Here is a 17,568-nt window from a genome sequence, read left to right on the forward strand (position 1 = left end):
TTGACAACGATCACAAAATTTATTTCTCTCAAATAATCCTTTACTCTTTTGCTTTTTTATTTCTTCCAGCACCTAAAATCAGCATCGCTAACAAACTAAGGATAATTCCAAAACCAGCACCAATACCCGTTGAGATAACATAAGGTTTCTCTGACATCACAAGATTAGGCTGTTGAACAAAATGAAATGCCACCAAATTATTATCTAACGGTTGAACAGATTGCATCATTTTCAATTTGTTTTCCCAAGAAACGTCAATTTTAGCGTCCGCTGCATTTTTCACTTGTTCAAATAACGATTTCCATTTTGTAATCAATTCATTATTTAATGTTTGGCGCGCTTGATTATTCACATAACGAATGTATTCCACAAAAAGTTGATCCACTTCTTCACGATCAAAAGAAGACAGGGTTAATTGATCAAGATTATTTTCTTGGGAAAATTTAAAGTGCGAAGCAATCTGCTGAATCGTTTGATTTTCAACTGTAGCTCTCGCTTTCACAAAATCAGATTGATTTAAAAAAGCTATTAATTGAGCGGGAGAACTCAGAATTTTTGTAAATTCATGATAGGCAGAATTTGTCGCCTTACGTTCAATCTTTGTGGCATCCACTGCATCCGCATCACCGCTAACTAAACTATATGTAGAAAAAAGAGAAAAATAATTACCTAGTTCACTCATTTTTGGCGTTTCAAATTGTGCACTAACCTGCCATTTTGTCGGATGAAAATGAGCCTCAGCAAAACCAAGCCCACCACCAATAATCATAAATAGAAAAGAAAGAATAAATTTTCTCATAACCCACCTAAAAATTTGATTAAATCGGCGCAAATTTTAACACAAAGTGCGGTGTATTTTTCTTTATTTTCAGAATCTCGCTTTTCACTAGGCTTTTAACTGGTTTATTTCAACAACGTGCGATAGAATAAAACCATTTTCATTTCAACGAAAAAAGTAAGGAAATACCATGATCGATCCAAATTTACTCCGTAATAATTTAGCGGAAGTCGCAGAAAAATTAAAAATAAAACGTAACTTTATTCTTGATACAGAAAAACTCACCTCATTAGAAGAACAACGCAAGAACTTACAAGTCACCACAGAAAACTTACAAGCTGAACGTAATACTCGCTCTAAAGCCATTGGCGCCGCCAAAGCGCGTGGTGAAGATATCGCACCATTATTGGCTGAAGTGGACAATATGGGCAACCAATTGACTGAAGCAAAAGCACAATTAGATGCTGTACTTGCGGAAATCAACAAAATTGCATTAACCATTCCAAATCTACCTGCAGACGAAGTACCATTAGGCAAAGATGACACCGAAAATAAAGAAATCTTACGTTGGGGTACTCCACGCTCATTTGATTTTGAAGTGAAAGATCATGTCACTTTAGGTGAAGATGCCAATGGCTTAGATTTTGCCGCTGGGGCTAAATTAGCGGGTGCGCGTTTTGCCGTGATGAAAGGTCAAATAGCAAAAATGCATCGTGCATTAGCGCAATTCATGCTAGATCTTCATACTGAACAACACGGCTATTTAGAAACCTATGTGCCTTATTTAGTAAATCACGCCACACTTTATGGCACAGGGCAATTACCAAAATTTGGTGAAGATTTATTCCATACTTTAGCCTTAGAAGGCGAACAACCTTACGCATTAATCCCAACAGCAGAAGTGCCTGTCACTAATTTAGTGCGTGATGTAATTATTGATGAAGCAGAATTACCAATAAAAATGACCGCACATACGCCATGTTTCCGTTCAGAAGCGGGTTCTTACGGTCGTGATACTCGCGGTTTAATTCGTATGCACCAATTTGATAAAGTAGAAATGGTACAAATCGTTGATCCAGATAAATCAATGGAAGCACTCGAAGAATTAACCGGTCATGCGGAAAAAGTATTGCAATTATTAAATCTTCCGTATCGTAAAGTTCTACTTTGCACAGGCGATATGGGCTTTGGTTCCTGCAAAACTTACGATTTAGAAGTTTGGGTGCCTGCACAAAATACTTATCGTGAAATTTCTTCTTGCTCAAATATGTGGGATTTCCAAGCTCGCCGTATGCAAGCACGTTGTAAAGCAAAAGGCGATAAGAAAACCCGCTTAGTGCACACCTTAAATGGTTCTGGCTTGGCTGTTGGTCGTACTTTAGTTGCTGTGCTTGAAAACTATCAAAATGCGGATGGTTCAATCACCGTGCCAGAAGTGCTACGTCCATATATGGGTGGATTAGAAGTTATCGGAAAATAATCCTTCTATAAAATAAAAAAGCGTGGATTTTAAAATTTCCACGCTTTTTTATTAAACTATTTCTACGACGACATCGAGTTCTGATTTAGGTTTTAATTCCCCCGCTTCATATAAATCAATACCCGCATCTTTGGCTATTTCAATGACCGTTTGAATGCTATTAGGCTCAACTGCCACTAACAAACCGCCTGATGTTTGAGGATCACACAATATCGCTTTTTGTTCTTCCGTTAATGCGCCAACTTTATGCCCATAACTTTCAAAATTACGCCCTGTTCCACCGGGTACGCAACCTTGAGCAATATAATCTTTAACACCGTCCAAGGTTTTAATTTTGTCCGCAAAAACTACCGCACTTAAATTTGAACCTTCACAGATTTCAATTAAATGACCAAGTAAACCAAATCCCGTGACATCCGTCATTGCGGTGACGCCATCCACTTGGGAAAATTGACTGCCAATGGAATTCATTTGGCACATGGCGGCAGTAGCTAAACCTTGATGTTCAGGCTTAAGTTTTCCTTTTTTCTCCGCCGTCGTCAAAATACCAATACCAAGCGGTTTCGTCATATAAAGCTTACAACCTAATTTTGCAGACGCATTACGTTTTACTTTTTCAGTGTCAATCACGCCTGTCACGGCTAAACCAAAAATAGGTTCAGGCGAATCAATGGAATGTCCCCCCGCCAAAGCAATCCCCGCTTGATGGCAAGCAAAGCGACCGCCATCAACAATTTTCTGTGCGACTTCTGCCGGTAATACATTGGTTGGAAAACCTAAAATAGCGATTCCCATAATCGGCTTACCGCCCATAGCAAAAATATCACTAATGGCATTGGTTGCGGCAATTCGTCCAAAATCAAAAGGATCATCTACAATCGGCATGAAAAAGTCGGTGGTACTGATAATTGCAGTTCCATTACCAAGATCATACACCGCCGCATCGTCTGCGGTTTCATTGCCGACGAGCAAACTTGGATCATAAAATTTTTCCAGTTCTGAATGTAAAATTGTCCCTAACACCTTAGGCGAAATTTTACAGCCTCAACCTGCACCATGGCTGTATTGCGTCAGCCGAATTTTTTCTTCCATTTTTATTTACCTTGTTGAATATCCATTTTCGAGAATATGACTTTCAAACCCCTATTCTTAATCATAAAGATCTTCGCCATCTTTCCTTGTACGCAATAATTGCAAAATCCAAACATATTGTTCTGGCGCTGGCGTAACAAAAGATTCTATTTCTTCGTTCATTGCTCGAGCTGATTGTTCAGGCTCATCACTTAAATTCATTGCTGGATGAATTTCCATTTCATATTTGCCAGTTTCAGCGTTATAACGAGGAAACATTGGAATAACAACGGCTTTAGAAAGTTTTGCCATTTTATTTAATCCCGGCAATGTCGCTTTATAAGTTCCAAAGAAATCAACAAATACGCTTTGCTCCGCACCAAAATCTTCATCAGGTAAGTAATAACCCATTTCACCTTTACGGACATGATTTAAAAAAGGTTTAATACCATTTTGGCGAGCATGCATTTTTCCGCCGAAACGTTGGCGTGTAATTGTCCAAAGCCAATCCACCAATGGATTACGGTGTGGATTATACATAGAAGTCATTGGCATACCTTGAGTGTGCAAAATAATACCAGACGCATCAATCGCCCAGCCATGTGGCACCATAAGAATAATATTCTTGCCTTCAGCTTTTGCCTGTTCAATATGTTCAAGACCGATAAATTCGCTGCGTTTTTGTAAATGTTTCTTTGAACGGATAGCAATCTCACCAATACCAAACATAACCTGAGCGACAACCTCGAACATTTTATCAATGACTTGATTACGTTGTTGCTCAGTCCAATGAGGGAAACAATATTGCAAGTTAGTTTGTGCACGCGTACGCTGTTTCTTTGCTTTATGTCCAATCCATACACCTAATTTTCCCGCCAATTTATCGCGCAGACGAAAAGGCACAAATGCTAACAACAATAAAAAGAAAATACCTAGCCAAATTCCCCAATATTGAGGCTTTAAATACGACCATGAAAAGTGCGCTTCATAACCCACTCTCGCCGTCAAACGTAAATTTTGTTGATTATCCGACATAATAAAATGTAATTAATTTTAACCGCACTTTTACGCGCTTTCCGAATTAAAAATGAAACCAGCCCTGATCGTAAACCATTTTAGCCGTCATCATAAAAGACATGATAACAACCATTGGTCGAATCAAAGTTTTACCTTTCGTCATCACCATTTTGGCGCCTAAATTTGCACCTAAAATGCTCCCTGCCATCATCACGAAACCCACTTTCCAAAGAATTTGTCCGCCCAATAAGAAAAGCGCAAAAGAAGCAAGATTAGACGTAAAGTTCATCACTTTTGCATGTGCTGTCGCTTTCGGGAGATTAAATCCTAGCAAAGTAACACAGGCTAAACTCATGATTGAGCCAGTTCCTGGGCCAAAGAAGCCATCATAAAAACCTAAAAATGGGCTAACTAAAAGACCAAATAACAGATAGCTTAAACGCTGTTTTCGATCTTCATCGCCTAATTTAGGGGTAAATAAAAAATACAGACCAATAGCTAAAATCAAAAAAGGCAGAATTTTTTTGAAAATAGCCACATCAATTGATTGAATTAATAATGTACCTAGGGCAGAACCTAAGAAAACCCAAATCAAAATAAACCAAATATTGCGTAAATTGACCGCTCTTTTTCGCAAGAAATAAAGGCTTGCGGATAATGCCCCCCCCATAGCTTGCAATTTATTGGTACCTAACGCCATTGCAGGTGGCATACCTGTCATGAGCAACGCTGGAATGGTGATTAATCCACCACCGCCAGCAATTGCATCAATAAAGGATGCGACAAAACCAACACAAAACAATATTGCTAAAAGATCAATTCCGATATCCATATTGATTTACCTTAATGCTATTCTAACCATTCACTCCGATTCGGTGAGTTCAAAATTTGTTGGCACAAAAATGGCTCTGGTGGTGTAACTTTAGGTTTACTCACTGAAGTGCCTGGTTTTGGCGGTTCAAACCAAGAATATAATTCGTCTCCACAACCATCACCAGCAGGCACAGGCGCTTGATTTTCACAATAAGGCGCATCTGCTGGGCAAGTTAAACGAACATGAAAATGAGAGTCGTGACCATACCAAGGTCTAACTTTGTGTAGCCAACCGCGATCATTGCCAGCGGTTTGGCATAATTTTACCTTAATCGCAGGATTAACAAAAATACGTGTTACGCTTGGATCTTGCGCGGCTAACTTGATTAACATCGCATGATTGCTATTCCACACTCGCTCATCTACTCGTTGTGTATTTCTATCCACAACTAATAAACCTTTGCCATCAGAGTTCAGCGCATCGGCGTCTGACATTTCACCCATTCTTAACCAAATATCTGCATCTAATCCCATCTGATGGCTAGCATGGCCAGTTAAAAATCGTCCGCCACCAGGCATGGCAATATCGCCTACTAACATCGTTGGCAACCCAGCAGCTTTAGCGCGTTGTCCCAAACGTTTAAGATACTGAATCATATTTGGGTGGCCATAATAGCGATTGCGATTCATACGAATCACTTGGTAACCTTCCCCTTTCGGCGGTAATGCTTGCGCCCCAATAATACACCCATTGGTATAACTACCAATAGGTTTTGCTTTCCCATCGTCACTTGGAATGGGACGTTTCACTTTTTGCCAATCTAGAGGAGAGGCAACAACGTTAATAGAGAAAAGTGCGGTAAAAATTATGGATGTTTTTAATAAAATTTTATTCATTCTAATATTATCATCAATAGTTTCATCGTCGATAAATATACCCACGATAAAAAATAACTCCCCTTTGAGGAACATTCATTGCTCAAAGGGGTAACATCAACGCTTATCTAGGAGATAGCGACCTAGCCTTAAATTTACATTAAGATCACTTACACTGTGCCTTAAAACGTAATAGATGATCTAATAAGACAATCGCCATCATGGCTTCTGCGATGGGTACAGCACGAATACCCACACAAGGATCATGTCGACCTTTTGTTACAACCTCTACGGTTTCACCATTAAGATTGATAGAACGACCAGGAATCGTAATACTTGAAGTCGGTTTTAGCGCAATAGTGGCGATAATCGGTTGGCCAGAACTAATTCCCCCTAAAATACCACCAGCATGATTGCTTTCAAATCCATCGGGTGTCATTTCATCACGGTGTTCACTTCCACGTTGCTCAACCACCTCAAAACCATCACCAATTTCGACGCCTTTTACTGCATTAATTCCCATTAATGCATGGGCAAGATCCGCATCTAAACGGTCAAATACTGGCTCACCTAATCCGACTGGAACATTTTCAGCGATAACGGTAAGTTTAGCGCCAATAGAATCCCCTTCTTTTTTAAGTTCACGGATCAATTCATCGAATTTTTCTACCGCACTTTCATCAGGACAAAAGAATGGATTGCTGTTTACCTTTTCCCAATCAATGTCTCCGATGGTCTGCGGAGCAATTTTCACATGACCAATTTGACTTAAAAAACCCCGCACTTCAATACCAAAATGTTCGCGTAAATATTTTTTCGCAATCGCTCCCGCTGCAACCCTCATCGCTGTTTCACGTGCTGACGAACGCCCACCGCCACGGTAATCACGGATTCCATACTTTTGCTGATAGGTAAAATCTGCATGACCTGGGCGGAAACGATCTTTAATATCACCATAATCTTGCGAACGCTGATCACCATTTTTAATGATCATCCCAATACTTGTGCCTGTCGTTTTTCCCTCAAACACACCAGATAAAATTTGAACTTCATCATCCTCACGACGCGGCGTAGTATATCGAGATGTCCCTGGTTTACGACGATCTAAATCTGGTTGAATATCTTTCTCAGATAATTCGAGATTTGGCGGTATCCCATCAACGATACAGCCTAATGCAATACCATGTGACTCCCCAAAGGTTGTCACACGAAAAAGTTGTCCGATTGTGTTACCTGCCATATTATTTCTCTTTAATTAGTTTTAGTTAATTTTTCCATATTAATAAATGGAATCTCTTCACCCGTGTCGTTATTTTTAATAAAGATATCCAATTGATTGAAAGCAATGTCTATATTATTTTCTTTAAATAATTGATTTACACGGCGATTTAATAAATCTAGCGTATCATTACGATCTGAAACCTGTCCGACATAAACTCGTAACTCATGGTCTAAAGTGCTTGCACCAAAATTTAAAAACAACGCTCTTGGCTCAGGCTCTTTTAAAACGCTCGGCAATTCATTAGCAGCTTGTAACAACAAACGTTTTACTAATTCTAAATCGGAGTTATAAGCAACCCCCACAGATATAACTAAACGAGTAATGGTATTTGATAATGCCCAGTTCGTCACTTGCCCTGTTACAAACGATTTATTCGGCACAATCACTTCTTTTCTATCAGGATCAATCATTGTAATTGCACGAATACGGATTTTCGCTACCGTACCGGTGACACCATTTATGGTAACGGTATCGCCCACTCGAATTGGGCGTTCAAACAATAAAATAATCCCAGATACAAAGTTTGCAAAGATTTCTTGCATACCAAAGCCCAAACCAACTGAAAGGGCTGCAAACAACCATTGCAATTTAGACCACGACATGCCTAATGTAGCAAATGCCCACGCCCCGCCAACCGCAACTAAAACATAAGTTAATAATGTAGTAATAGTATAAGGCGTGCCTTGTGAAAGTTTAACCCGTGAGAAAATTAGTACTTCTAAAATACCTGAGATATTGCGTACTAACACATAAGTAATCCCTACAATAACCAAGGCAACGAGAAGATTAAATAAAGTGATACTTTCCATCACTGTGCCAGCTTCAGTAGTTGTTGTTTGCTGCCATAAGGTAACTTCACGCAAATAACTTGCCACCGTTACAAGATCTGACCAAACATAGTAGAAAATGCCAAACAAAGCAGTCCAAATGAAAAGATCCGCAAAACGCAATAATTGGCTACGCACTTCATTCAGCGCTAAGCCTTCTTCTTTTTCATTAAGAACAAGCTCATCGGATGTTGATCCTTCATTGATGCTTGCCCGTTTCTGATTACGTTTTTCTTCTAAACGGCGATGAGCCAAGCGACGAGAGGATACAGTAATACCACGATAAATCACTTGACGAATTAACCACCACACACACCATGCGATATAAGAATTAATCAGATGCTGTATTAAATTCAACGCAGTGTAATAGTATCCCAAGGCAACTAATATCACTAAGCCAACAGGAATAATCTGTAAACCGAATTGAACGATTTTGACAATAATGTGGTTATGGCTTTTTTTCTCATCTTCGTAAGAACGTAGCACATTTTTGAAACGTGGGGCGATGATAATAATGCAGAACAGCAATGAAACTATTGTATTCACCTGTCCAATCACATCATTTGCTAACCCATAATCGGTCACGTTACTAAATACTGATGTATTCAGTAACAACACAACCGCTACAACAATACGTTTAATTACACTTTGAAAACGCACCGCACTTTGTTGAGAAAATTCAAAGTGATGGACAAAAATCCCATTTGGGCGGAATAAAGAAAGCCAAAACGTGAAGAACCACCAATAGCCCGCCATACTAAACGACCAATCCCAAAACTCAGTTGGATTTTTCACAAAAAAGAAACCAATCATTTGACAAATGGCTAAAAACCATAATGTCCCTGAAAGAGTTAAAAATGCAGTCAATAATATAGCTAATGGAGTATTCCATTGATTGTCATATTTCAAACGATTAATTTCACTATTAATTTTGGCTAAACGCTGTTTAATACGTTCTTTAAAGCGAAAAATCGCACCGCCTACAACAAACAGAGCAAAGAAATACATCAGCAAATAAGGTAAATTACTATAGTTGGTTGGAAAACCAATTTTCTTCACAATACCATCTACTTGAGCAACAAATATATGTGGTAATTCACTAAACCAATCTAAATTAATAGGATTATTACTTTTAACCCAAAAACTTTGTTGATCTAATTTAGCTTGGACTTGATCACTTATTTGAGTAATTTGCTGCTGAGTAAGCTCTAATGAAATAGCTAAATTAAGCTGGCTATTCAATGATTTAATTAAGTCAGATAAAACTTTCCGACGCTCAGTTAATAAATTCGTTAATTGAATCTTCTCTGTATTACTAAATTTTTCGCCTTCATCTGATTCTACTTTAAGAATATAAGCATCTAAATCGTAAAGCTCATTACGTTTTTGAGTAATATCAAAAATCTGAACCCTCAAATCCGCAATTTGTTTTGATAAACCTTGAATATTTAAATTAGTTGGTAATTTTTGTTTTTGTTGCTGAATAATACGAGAAAGTACCAATGTACCTTGTAAAGCGCTAATTTGTTCATCAATCGTATGTTGAGTTTGAGTAAGACTCTCCAACACATTACGCATTCTCAAGTCATCTTGCGTCAAGATATTAGTTTTCTCAGTTTGTTGTAGCAAATATTGACTCAAGTCCGCATTACGCGCCAATTCTTTCTGAATATAGGCATTTTTTGCACTATTTAGTTGCTGTTGCTGAACTTGTTCCACTTGGTTTTGAGTTTGCGCTAAGTTTTTCTGATTAATCACTTCTTGGATCGCCACAATTTGTTGCTGTAGCACCTGTAAACGAGCATTTAACAAATCATAGCGACTTTGATAAAGCAATGTCAGCTGATCACTATTTTTCAATAAATCTTGGTTGTAAGCGTTTTTTAAATCAATCAGCTGTAATTCTATTTGATTTTTTTGACGTAAAGTTTTTGTAAGATTGCTATCGGCTAATTGTTGATTAATTTCTTGTGTACGTTTCAAATTCTCAGTAAGACTGGTTTGTGCACGCTCAGATACAGAACTTTGCCCCGCTAATTGAGTATTCGCTTTACTTAGTGCTGTTTGCGTTTCCTGCTGTTGAGCACTAAGTTTGCTTAATGCAGCCTGTAAATCTGCTAAATTTTGTGCTTGATAATCGACTGATTTAGATTGTTCTAACTGCTTCTTAAACGCTAATAAATCCGCATTATTTTTTTTAATTTCACTGTCAGCATGGGCTAAAACATCATGTAAATCTTCATTATTTTTTTGTTGAGTTTGAATGAGTTGCAATAAATCTAAAGAGGTTTGCAATTCATTAATAAGTGCTGTTTTTGCACCACCATCAGCCATTTTTTGCACATCAGCCAAATCTGCGGTGAGCTCTTGCTCCGTAGGTAATAATATATTGCTTTTATTTGCAGCCAATGCTGGATGCACCATCGCCCAACCAATTAAAGCTGTAGCTAAAAGTGCGGTGAAAAAACGTGATGTTTTCATAATTTACCTGTATTTTTTATTGTTCGTTTATTTGTTTTGCTAACCAATCGGCAAGCACTTTACGTGATATTTTTATTGCGCCAGCAGATAGATCTACTGGCAATTCATAATAAGCTATTGGCTGTTTAAAACGAGCCAATTTATCTTGTAAAAATTCAGTGAGTTTTTCGACCGCACTTTGATTAAAGGGTTCATTCAAAGCAACAATCGCAACTGGGCGATAGCCAAATTCATGATCGGCTTTGGGAAAAACAAAAACTTGTTTCACCATAGCATTTTTCAGAATCACTTGCTCTATTTCTTCTGGCTGAATATTTTCACCGCCTGAAATAAACATATTATCAAGTCGTCCGATAATAACCAGTTCGCCCTCTTGCAAAATGCCTTTATCTTTTGTCTGAAGCCAGCCGTCGCTATTCGTTAATGGAAAAATTTGTTGTTCTTTCCAATACCCCATCGCCAAACCAGCGCCTTTTAGCCAAACTTCATCGTTCACCAAACGATATTCTCGAGCTAATAGCGGTTGCCCTACGCCTTGTTTTTTATCAGATTTTTTGGCAAAAACCGTAGAAGCCATTTCTGTCATTCCATAGCCAGAATACGTTTCGATACCATATTTCACCATTTTTTGTGTAAGTTCTGTCGGAATATGCGCACCGCCCAGTAAAATATGGCGTGTAGCAAATGAAATGCTCGGATTTTTCTGTAAATAATCTAATAAACGCTGTAATTGTGTTGGTACAAGAGAAACGTGAGTCGCCTCCAATAATGAAGCGTAAAAATCCGTTTTCGGAAAATGCAATTCAGCACCACAACTCAACCAACGCCAAACAATACCTTGTCCTGAAACATGATATAACGGCAAGGAAAGTAGCCAAGAATGTTCGCTATCAAACTTCATCAATTCGCATACGCCCTTCGCATTATCTAAATGCGCTTGAACATTATGTACTACCGCTTTTGGCAAACCTGTAGAGCCAGACGTGAGCGTCATTGTCGCAGGGCGAAAGAAATCAGCTTTTTGGATTACAACATCGGCTTTTGGCAAATCCCTCAAATCTTCATCATAAAAACAAAAATCGATGTGATGAACTTCACACAACTCAGCAATTTTTTCTTGAGGGAAAGCCGGATTAATACCTAGAATTTTTGCACCAAATTGGATTGTGGCAAGATATAAAAATAAAATGTTTTCTGTATTTTTTCCAATAAAAGCAACCGCACTTTCAGGATTTACACCTTTATTTTGTAAAAAGGAAACAGTTTGGTTCACTTTCTCGGCTACTTGCGCCCAATTAAAAATATCGCCCTGTGCAGTGCGCAAGGCGATTTTATGAGAAAACTTAGGTTGGATAGCAAATGCTTGCCAAGGATACATCATTAATTTACCGTGAAATATGCCCGCACTTCGTCAATTAAACTTTCAGGCAAATCCATTGATTGCATTGCGCCTTCCAACATCAGCATTTTACGACCACTGTTTGTATTAGTAATAACCCAATAAGGCGTATCTGGAATTTGTTTGGGTTTTGTATGATTGCCGGTCATTAACAATGTCGCTTCATCACGCGCAAAATAAACTCGAGTACGGCCTTGTAAAGATTCTGTGGCTTGTGCAAAACTCTCAGGATTAGTGCGATAAAGCACGCGTAGAATAGCTAAGAAACGCGTAACAGCTTTGCCTTCTTCTTGAAATTCTGTCGAGTTCAACAACGTTTGAACTTTTTCTACGATCTGATTAATCGCAGTTATCGGCTGTTTTTTGGTCGGTTTTACACTTTCTGACTTAGCAGGTTCAGTCAGTACTTCCACTTTTGATTCTGTTTTTTCGTTATTTTCAGCCGGAACAAATGTTAAGTCATCGGCGAAAACACTCGCATGTGCCGGTAAATTAAGCAAACGGCGTAAAATATCCGAAGCACTTTCCCCAATAGAGCGGGTTTGGCTCGCAATGTATTGGTATAATTCTTCATCAACTTCAATGATCTTCATTTTTTTCTCTCTGTTTGCTAGAATTTTTTTAATTATAGCGACTTCTTTACAAATTCTCACGCAAAAATTATGGCAAATTCATTGCTCAATTATCAATTTAATCAAGTAAAACAAACGATTAATTCTCCAACTTTAGTTTTTATTCATGGTTTGTTCGGGGATATGAATAACCTTGGCATCATCGCCAGAGCTTTTAGCGAAAATTACAATATTTTACGCGTAGATCTGCGCAATCACGGACATAGTTTTCATTCGGAAAAAATGACTTATCAACTTATGGCTGAAGATGTTATTGCAGTCATTCGCCACTTAAATTTACCCAAAGTGATATTAATTGGCCATTCTATGGGGGGAAAAACCGCCATGAGAATCACCGCACTTTGCCCTGAATTAGTCGAAAAATTAATTGTAATTGATATGTCTCCCCTGCCTTACGAAGGATTTGGACATAAAGATGTGTTTAATGGCTTATTCGCTGTAAAAAATGCAGCCCCTCAAACTCGTCAAGAGGCAAAACCACTCTTAGAAAAGGAAATTGACGATCAGGATGTCGTGCAATTTATGCTGAAATCTTTTGAGCCCAGTTCACCTAATTATTTTCGCTTTAATCTCACCGCACTTTTCAACAATTACGCTAACATTATGGATTGGGAAAAGGTACATGTACTCACGCCGACGCTGTTTATTAAAGGCGGAAATTCTTCTTATATAAAAATAGAGAATAGCGACAAAATTTTAGAACAATTTCCTCATGCGACGTCTTTTACTATCAGTGGTTGTGGGCATTGGGTGCATGCTGAAAAGCCTGAATTTGTTATACGTGCGATAGAGCGGTTTGTAAATAAGAATTAATTAATTTAAATGAGAATACTTTTGTAGTATACTCCCATATAATTTAGGGTATATCCCCTATTTATAATCAATTCATTAAATTTTAAAAGGAAAGAAAAATGGCAGTTGTTGGTCTATTTTATGGCAGTGACACAGGCAATACCGAAAACATCGCGAAAATGATCCAAAAACAATTAGGTAATGACTTAATCGATATTCGTGATATTGCCAAAAGTAGCAAAGAAGATATTGAAGCATACGATTTCTTACTTTTCGGTATTCCGACTTGGTATTACGGTGAAGCACAAGCTGACTGGGATGATTTTTTCCCAACGTTAGAAGAAATCGATTTTACAGATAAACTCGTAGGTATTTTCGGCTGTGGCGATCAAGAAGACTATGCTGATTATTTCTGTGATGCTATCGGCACCGTGCGTGACATCGTAGAACCGCACGGCGCAATCATTGTGGGTAACTGGCCAACTGAAGGTTATACTTTTGAAGCATCAAAAGCATTATTAGAAGATGGGACTTTCATTGGGTTGTGTATTGATGAAGATCGCCAACCTGAACTCACAGCAGAACGTGTAGAAAAATGGTGTAAACAAATTTACGATGAAATGTGTTTAGCCGAGCTCGCTTAAAATTTTTCACATAAAAGGAAGGGAACTTTATGTCTGAAGAAAACATTAAATTACTAAAAAAAGCTGGATTAAAAATTACTGAACCTCGTTTAACCATTCTTGCTTTAATGCAAAATCACAAAAATGAGCATTTTTCTGCAGAAGATGTATATAAGATTTTACTTGAACAAGGTAGTGAAATTGGGCTTGCAACGGTTTATCGTGTACTTAATCAATTTGACGAAGCACACATTTTAATCCGTCATAATTTTGAAGGAAATAAATCAGTATTTGAATTAGCTCCGGTCGAGCACCACGATCACATTATCTGCGAGGATTGTGGAAAAGTATTTGAATTCACAGATAATATTATTGAACAACGCCAACGCGAAATTAGCGAACAATATGGTATTAAATTAAAAGCTCACAGTTTATACCTTTACGGTAAGTGTAGTGACATCAATAAGTGTGATGAAAACTCAAATAAATAATCTCAACAAGGCGACTAAAAGTCGCCTTTATTTTTTCCATTTATCAATTTCAATAAAAATACCCAATCGCTTCTCTAACCTACTTAATTGGTCAGTTTTTGAATCTAAATGTGAGTCGATAGGCAATAAACTTATTATTGCTTACGCCAAGTTGTTCCATTCGGACCATCTTCTAATACGATACCCATAGCGGTAAGGTCATTACGCGCAGCATCTGCAGCTGCCCAATCTTTAGCAGCGCGGGCTTCATTGCGTTGTTTAATCAGTGCTTCAATTTTTGCCACTTCATCATCGTTAGAACCCGCTTGTAAGAATTTCTCTGGTTCTTGTTGAAGTAATCCTAAAATCGCCCCCAATTCACGCAAACGCGCGGCAAGTCCATTGGCTTTCTCAACATCTTCTGTTTTTAACTTGTTAATTTCTCGCGCCATTTCGAATAAAACAGAAAGTGCATTTGGCGTATTAAAATCATCATCCATTGCTTCACCGAAAGTTTCTACAAAATTTTCTCCGCCAAAAGCAACCGCACTTTGATCCGTTCCGCGTAAAGCCGTATATAAACGTTCCAACGCACCCTGCGCTAAATTCAAGTTTTCTTCGCTATAATTGAGCTGGCTACGATAATGTGCCGTTAATAAGAAATAACGCACTGCTTCTGCATTGTAGTGGTTTAATACATCACGAATAGTGAAGAAATTGCCGAGGGATTTAGACATTTTTTCTTTATCCACCATAATCATGCCAGAATGGATCCAATAATTCACATATTGGCCGCCATGCGCACAGCAAGATTGTGCAATTTCATTTTCGTGGTGTGGGAACATTAAATCAGAGCCACCACCGTGAATATCAAAATGTTCGCCAAGCTGTTTGCAGTTCATAGCCGAACATTCAATATGCCAACCCGGACGACCTGCCCCCCAAGGGGAAGACCAACTGGGTTCGTTTTCTTTCGACATTTTCCAAAGCACGAAATCCATTGGATTTTTCTTGATTTCATTGATTTCAATACGAGCACCAGCTTGTAATTGCTCAAGATCTTGACGAGATAATTTGCCATATTCTTTGAAACTTTCTACATCAAACATCACATCACCATTATCCGCGACATAAGCATGTCCACGTTTAATCAATTTTTCCACAATTTCAATGATTTCAGGAATATGATGGGTTGCGCGAGGCTCAAAATCAGGGCGTAAGACATTAAGTGCATCAAAATCTTTATACATTTCCTGCACCATGCGATCTACTAACTGATCGCAGGTTTCTTTGTTTTCTAACGCACGTTTAATAATTTTGTCATCTACATCCGTAATATTGCGCACATAAGTTAAATCGTAACCCAAAGAACGCAAATAACGGGCAATCACATCAAAACACACAAAAGTGCGTCCATGACCGATATGGCACAAATCATAAACAGTAACGCCACAAACATACATTCCCACTTTATTTTCGTGGATAGGTTTAAAGATTTCTTTTTCTCTCGTTAAGGTATTGAAAATTTTTAGCATTTTTAAGCTCGTAAAATGAAATAAAAACAAACCGCACTTTTATAGCACTTTTACCTCGATTGTGGAATAATACGACCCTTAATTTTTCAGAAGGAAAACAAAATGGTTACGTTACACACAAACTTTGGCGACATTAAAATTAAATTGGATTTTGATAAAGCTCCAGTTACAGCAGAAAACTTCTTAAATTACTGCAAAGACGGTTTTTATAATAACACAATTTTTCACCGTGTTATTGATGGCTTTATGATTCAAGGCGGCGGTATGGAAAGCGGTATGCGTGAAAAAGCAACCAAAGCACCAATTCAAAATGAAGCGAATAATCGTTTAAGTAACAAACGTGGAACCATTGCAATGGCTCGCACTTCAGATCCTCATTCAGCGACAGCACAATTTTTCATTAATGTGGCAGACAATGATTTCTTAAATTATCGTTCAAAAGAAATGTTTGGCCGCGAAGTCGTTCAAGAATGGGGCTATGCGGTATTTGGTGAAGTGGTTGAAGGGATGGATGTTGTTGATAAAATCAAAAAAGTGAAAACAGGCAACAAAGGCTTTCATCAAGATGTTCCAACTGAAGATGTAGTGATTACATCGGTTTCAGTAGAATAATAGTGAATGGCGGATGAATTCCGCCATTTTTATCGACCTAAAGGAAAATGCTCATGCCTTTCTTCGACACTCACACGCATCTTGATTATCTCCAACAATTTACTGGGGAGAATTTGTCGCAGATTGTTGATAATGCTAAACAAGCCGATGTGCAAAAAATACTGATTGTGGCGGTGAAAGAAGCTGATTTTAAAACAATCCAAAATATGACCGCACTTTTTCCTGATAATTTGTACTATGGGCTTGGGCTCCATCCTCTTTATATTCAAGAACACGCCGAAAATGATTTGATTCTGTTAGAACAAGCCTTAAAAAATCGTGATGCAAATTGCACGGCGGTGGCAGAAATTGGTTTGGAACGTGCGATTCCCGATTTGCTCACCGATGAACTTTGGGCAAAACAATGTCATTTTTTTGAAAGCCAACTTTATTTGGCAAAACAATTTAATTTACCCGTCAATATTCACAGTCGAAAAACCCATGATCAAATTTTTACTTTTTTAAAACGTATTCCATTATCTAAACTTGGCGTGGTACACGGTTTTTCAGGAAGCTACGATCAAGCAAAACGCTTTGTTGATTTAGGTTATAAAATCGGGGTTGGCGGCACTATCACTTATGAACGCGCCAATAAAACTCGTCAAGCGATTGCAAAACTACCACTTGATGCCTTAGTATTGGAAACAGACAGTCCAGATATGCCTGTATTTGGTTTTCAGGGCCAACCTAATCGACCGGAGCGTATTGTAGAAAGTTTCAAAGCTCTTTGTACCTTAAGAAATGAACCTACTGAATTGATTAAAAAAGTTACATGGGAAAATGCTTGCCAGATTTTTTCTTGATCCACGTCACATTACTGAAATTATTTTGAATTAAATAC

General features: G+C 38.1%; 16 protein-coding genes. 6 read left to right on the forward strand and 10 right to left on the reverse strand.

Features of this window, described 5'->3' with window-relative positions; translation table 11 throughout:
- Positions 1–40 precede the first annotated feature (40 nt).
- Entirely contained in the window at positions 41–799 is a 759-nt protein-coding gene (locus KKW16_RS02110) for a hypothetical protein (RefSeq protein WP_215767869.1), read from the reverse strand.
- A gap of 169 nt (positions 800–968) precedes the next feature.
- Here KKW16_RS02110 and serS point away from each other — a divergent pair, with 169 nt between their 5' ends.
- Positions 969–2,258, forward strand: a complete 1,290-nt coding sequence (serS, locus tag KKW16_RS02115; RefSeq protein WP_215767870.1) for a serine--tRNA ligase — start codon at positions 969–971, stop codon at positions 2,256–2,258.
- A 51-nt stretch (positions 2,259–2,309) separates the two neighbouring features.
- Here serS and selD read toward each other — a convergent pair whose 3' ends face one another.
- The 8 genes from selD to seqA all read right to left on the reverse strand — a co-directional run bounded on the left by selD (position 2,310) and on the right by seqA (position 12,617).
- Entirely contained in the window at positions 2,310–3,350 is a 1,041-nt protein-coding gene (selD, locus tag KKW16_RS02120; RefSeq protein WP_140527233.1) for a selenide, water dikinase SelD, read from the reverse strand.
- 57 nt (positions 3,351–3,407) lie between these two features.
- Positions 3,408–4,364: a lauroyl-Kdo(2)-lipid IV(A) myristoyltransferase gene (gene lpxM / locus KKW16_RS02125; RefSeq protein WP_215767871.1), complete on the reverse strand. Its 957-nt coding sequence runs from the start codon at positions 4,362–4,364 to the stop codon at positions 3,408–3,410.
- A 46-nt stretch (positions 4,365–4,410) separates the two neighbouring features.
- Positions 4,411–5,178 carry a TSUP family transporter gene (locus tag KKW16_RS02130; protein ID WP_215767872.1) on the reverse strand — a complete coding sequence of 256 codons (768 nt, stop codon included), beginning with the start codon at positions 5,176–5,178 and terminating at the stop codon, positions 4,411–4,413.
- Between the two features lie 17 nt (positions 5,179–5,195).
- Positions 5,196–6,056, reverse strand: a complete 861-nt coding sequence (mepA, locus tag KKW16_RS02135) for a penicillin-insensitive murein endopeptidase (RefSeq protein ID WP_215767873.1) — start codon at positions 6,054–6,056, stop codon at positions 5,196–5,198.
- Between the two features lie 145 nt (positions 6,057–6,201).
- The gene (gene aroC / locus KKW16_RS02140; RefSeq protein WP_215767874.1) at positions 6,202–7,275 is read right to left on the reverse strand and encodes a chorismate synthase; all 1,074 of its coding nucleotides are present in this window, start codon (positions 7,273–7,275) and stop codon (positions 6,202–6,204) included.
- Between the two features lie 11 nt (positions 7,276–7,286).
- Positions 7,287–10,625 (reverse strand): mechanosensitive channel MscK, encoded by a 3,339-nt coding sequence (mscK, locus tag KKW16_RS02145; RefSeq protein WP_048954143.1) that lies wholly within the window; start codon positions 10,623–10,625, stop codon positions 7,287–7,289.
- 16 nt (positions 10,626–10,641) lie between these two features.
- Entirely contained in the window at positions 10,642–12,003 is a 1,362-nt protein-coding gene (gene menE / locus KKW16_RS02150) for an o-succinylbenzoate--CoA ligase (RefSeq protein ID WP_215767908.1), read from the reverse strand.
- 2 nt (positions 12,004–12,005) lie between these two features.
- A complete protein-coding gene (gene seqA, locus KKW16_RS02155) occupies positions 12,006–12,617 on the reverse strand; it encodes a replication initiation negative regulator SeqA (RefSeq protein WP_048954144.1) in 612 nt (203 codons plus the stop codon).
- Between the two features lie 69 nt (positions 12,618–12,686).
- Between seqA and KKW16_RS02160 the strand changes: the two genes are divergently transcribed.
- From KKW16_RS02160 to fur, 3 genes are all read left to right on the forward strand, one after another.
- The gene (locus KKW16_RS02160; protein WP_140449502.1) at positions 12,687–13,469 is read left to right on the forward strand and encodes an alpha/beta fold hydrolase; all 783 of its coding nucleotides are present in this window, start codon (positions 12,687–12,689) and stop codon (positions 13,467–13,469) included.
- Positions 13,470–13,567: 98 nt separating this feature from the next.
- The gene (fldA, locus tag KKW16_RS02165; protein WP_005646497.1) at positions 13,568–14,092 is read left to right on the forward strand and encodes a flavodoxin FldA; all 525 of its coding nucleotides are present in this window, start codon (positions 13,568–13,570) and stop codon (positions 14,090–14,092) included.
- A 29-nt stretch (positions 14,093–14,121) separates the two neighbouring features.
- Complete coding sequence (gene fur / locus KKW16_RS02170) at positions 14,122–14,562, forward strand: ferric iron uptake transcriptional regulator (RefSeq protein WP_048954146.1); 441 nt, start codon at positions 14,122–14,124, stop codon at positions 14,560–14,562.
- 134 nt (positions 14,563–14,696) lie between these two features.
- Here the strand turns inward: fur and cysS are convergent, their stop codons facing one another.
- Complete coding sequence (gene cysS, locus KKW16_RS02175) at positions 14,697–16,076, reverse strand: cysteine--tRNA ligase (protein WP_215767875.1); 1,380 nt, start codon at positions 16,074–16,076, stop codon at positions 14,697–14,699.
- A gap of 102 nt (positions 16,077–16,178) precedes the next feature.
- Here cysS and KKW16_RS02180 point away from each other — a divergent pair, with 102 nt between their 5' ends.
- Both KKW16_RS02180 and KKW16_RS02185 read left to right on the forward strand, forming a co-directional pair.
- Positions 16,179–16,688: a peptidylprolyl isomerase gene (locus KKW16_RS02180; protein ID WP_005634038.1), complete on the forward strand. Its 510-nt coding sequence runs from the start codon at positions 16,179–16,181 to the stop codon at positions 16,686–16,688.
- A 53-nt stretch (positions 16,689–16,741) separates the two neighbouring features.
- Positions 16,742–17,530: a TatD family hydrolase gene (locus KKW16_RS02185; protein WP_215767876.1), complete on the forward strand. Its 789-nt coding sequence runs from the start codon at positions 16,742–16,744 to the stop codon at positions 17,528–17,530.
- Positions 17,531–17,568: the final 38 nt, after the last annotated feature.

The sequence above is a fragment of the Haemophilus sp. SZY H8 genome, assembly GCF_018829755.1.
Lineage (GTDB): Bacteria > Pseudomonadota > Gammaproteobacteria > Enterobacterales > Pasteurellaceae > Haemophilus > Haemophilus haemolyticus_K.

Coding starts and splice junctions, on each gene's coding strand:
- KKW16_RS02110 (WP_215767869.1), bottom strand. CDS start 799: ATGAGAAAATTTATTCTTTCTTTTCTATTTATGATTATTGGTGGTGGG.
- serS (WP_215767870.1), top strand. CDS start 969: ATGATCGATCCAAATTTACTCCGTAATAATTTAGCGGAAGTCGCAGAA.
- lpxM (WP_215767871.1), bottom strand. CDS start 4,364: ATGTCGGATAATCAACAAAATTTACGTTTGACGGCGAGAGTGGGTTAT.
- KKW16_RS02130 (WP_215767872.1), bottom strand. CDS start 5,178: ATGGATATCGGAATTGATCTTTTAGCAATATTGTTTTGTGTTGGTTTT.
- mepA (WP_215767873.1), bottom strand. CDS start 6,056: ATGAATAAAATTTTATTAAAAACATCCATAATTTTTACCGCACTTTTC.
- aroC (WP_215767874.1), bottom strand. CDS start 7,275: ATGGCAGGTAACACAATCGGACAACTTTTTCGTGTGACAACCTTTGGG.
- mscK (WP_048954143.1), bottom strand. CDS start 10,625: ATGAAAACATCACGTTTTTTCACCGCACTTTTAGCTACAGCTTTAATT.
- menE (WP_215767908.1), bottom strand. CDS start 12,003: ATGTATCCTTGGCAAGCATTTGCTATCCAACCTAAGTTTTCTCATAAA.
- seqA (WP_048954144.1), bottom strand. CDS start 12,617: ATGAAGATCATTGAAGTTGATGAAGAATTATACCAATACATTGCGAGC.
- KKW16_RS02160 (WP_140449502.1), top strand. CDS start 12,687: ATGGCAAATTCATTGCTCAATTATCAATTTAATCAAGTAAAACAAACG.
- fldA (WP_005646497.1), top strand. CDS start 13,568: ATGGCAGTTGTTGGTCTATTTTATGGCAGTGACACAGGCAATACCGAA.
- fur (WP_048954146.1), top strand. CDS start 14,122: ATGTCTGAAGAAAACATTAAATTACTAAAAAAAGCTGGATTAAAAATT.
- cysS (WP_215767875.1), bottom strand. CDS start 16,076: ATGCTAAAAATTTTCAATACCTTAACGAGAGAAAAAGAAATCTTTAAA.
- KKW16_RS02180 (WP_005634038.1), top strand. CDS start 16,179: ATGGTTACGTTACACACAAACTTTGGCGACATTAAAATTAAATTGGAT.
- KKW16_RS02185 (WP_215767876.1), top strand. CDS start 16,742: ATGCCTTTCTTCGACACTCACACGCATCTTGATTATCTCCAACAATTT.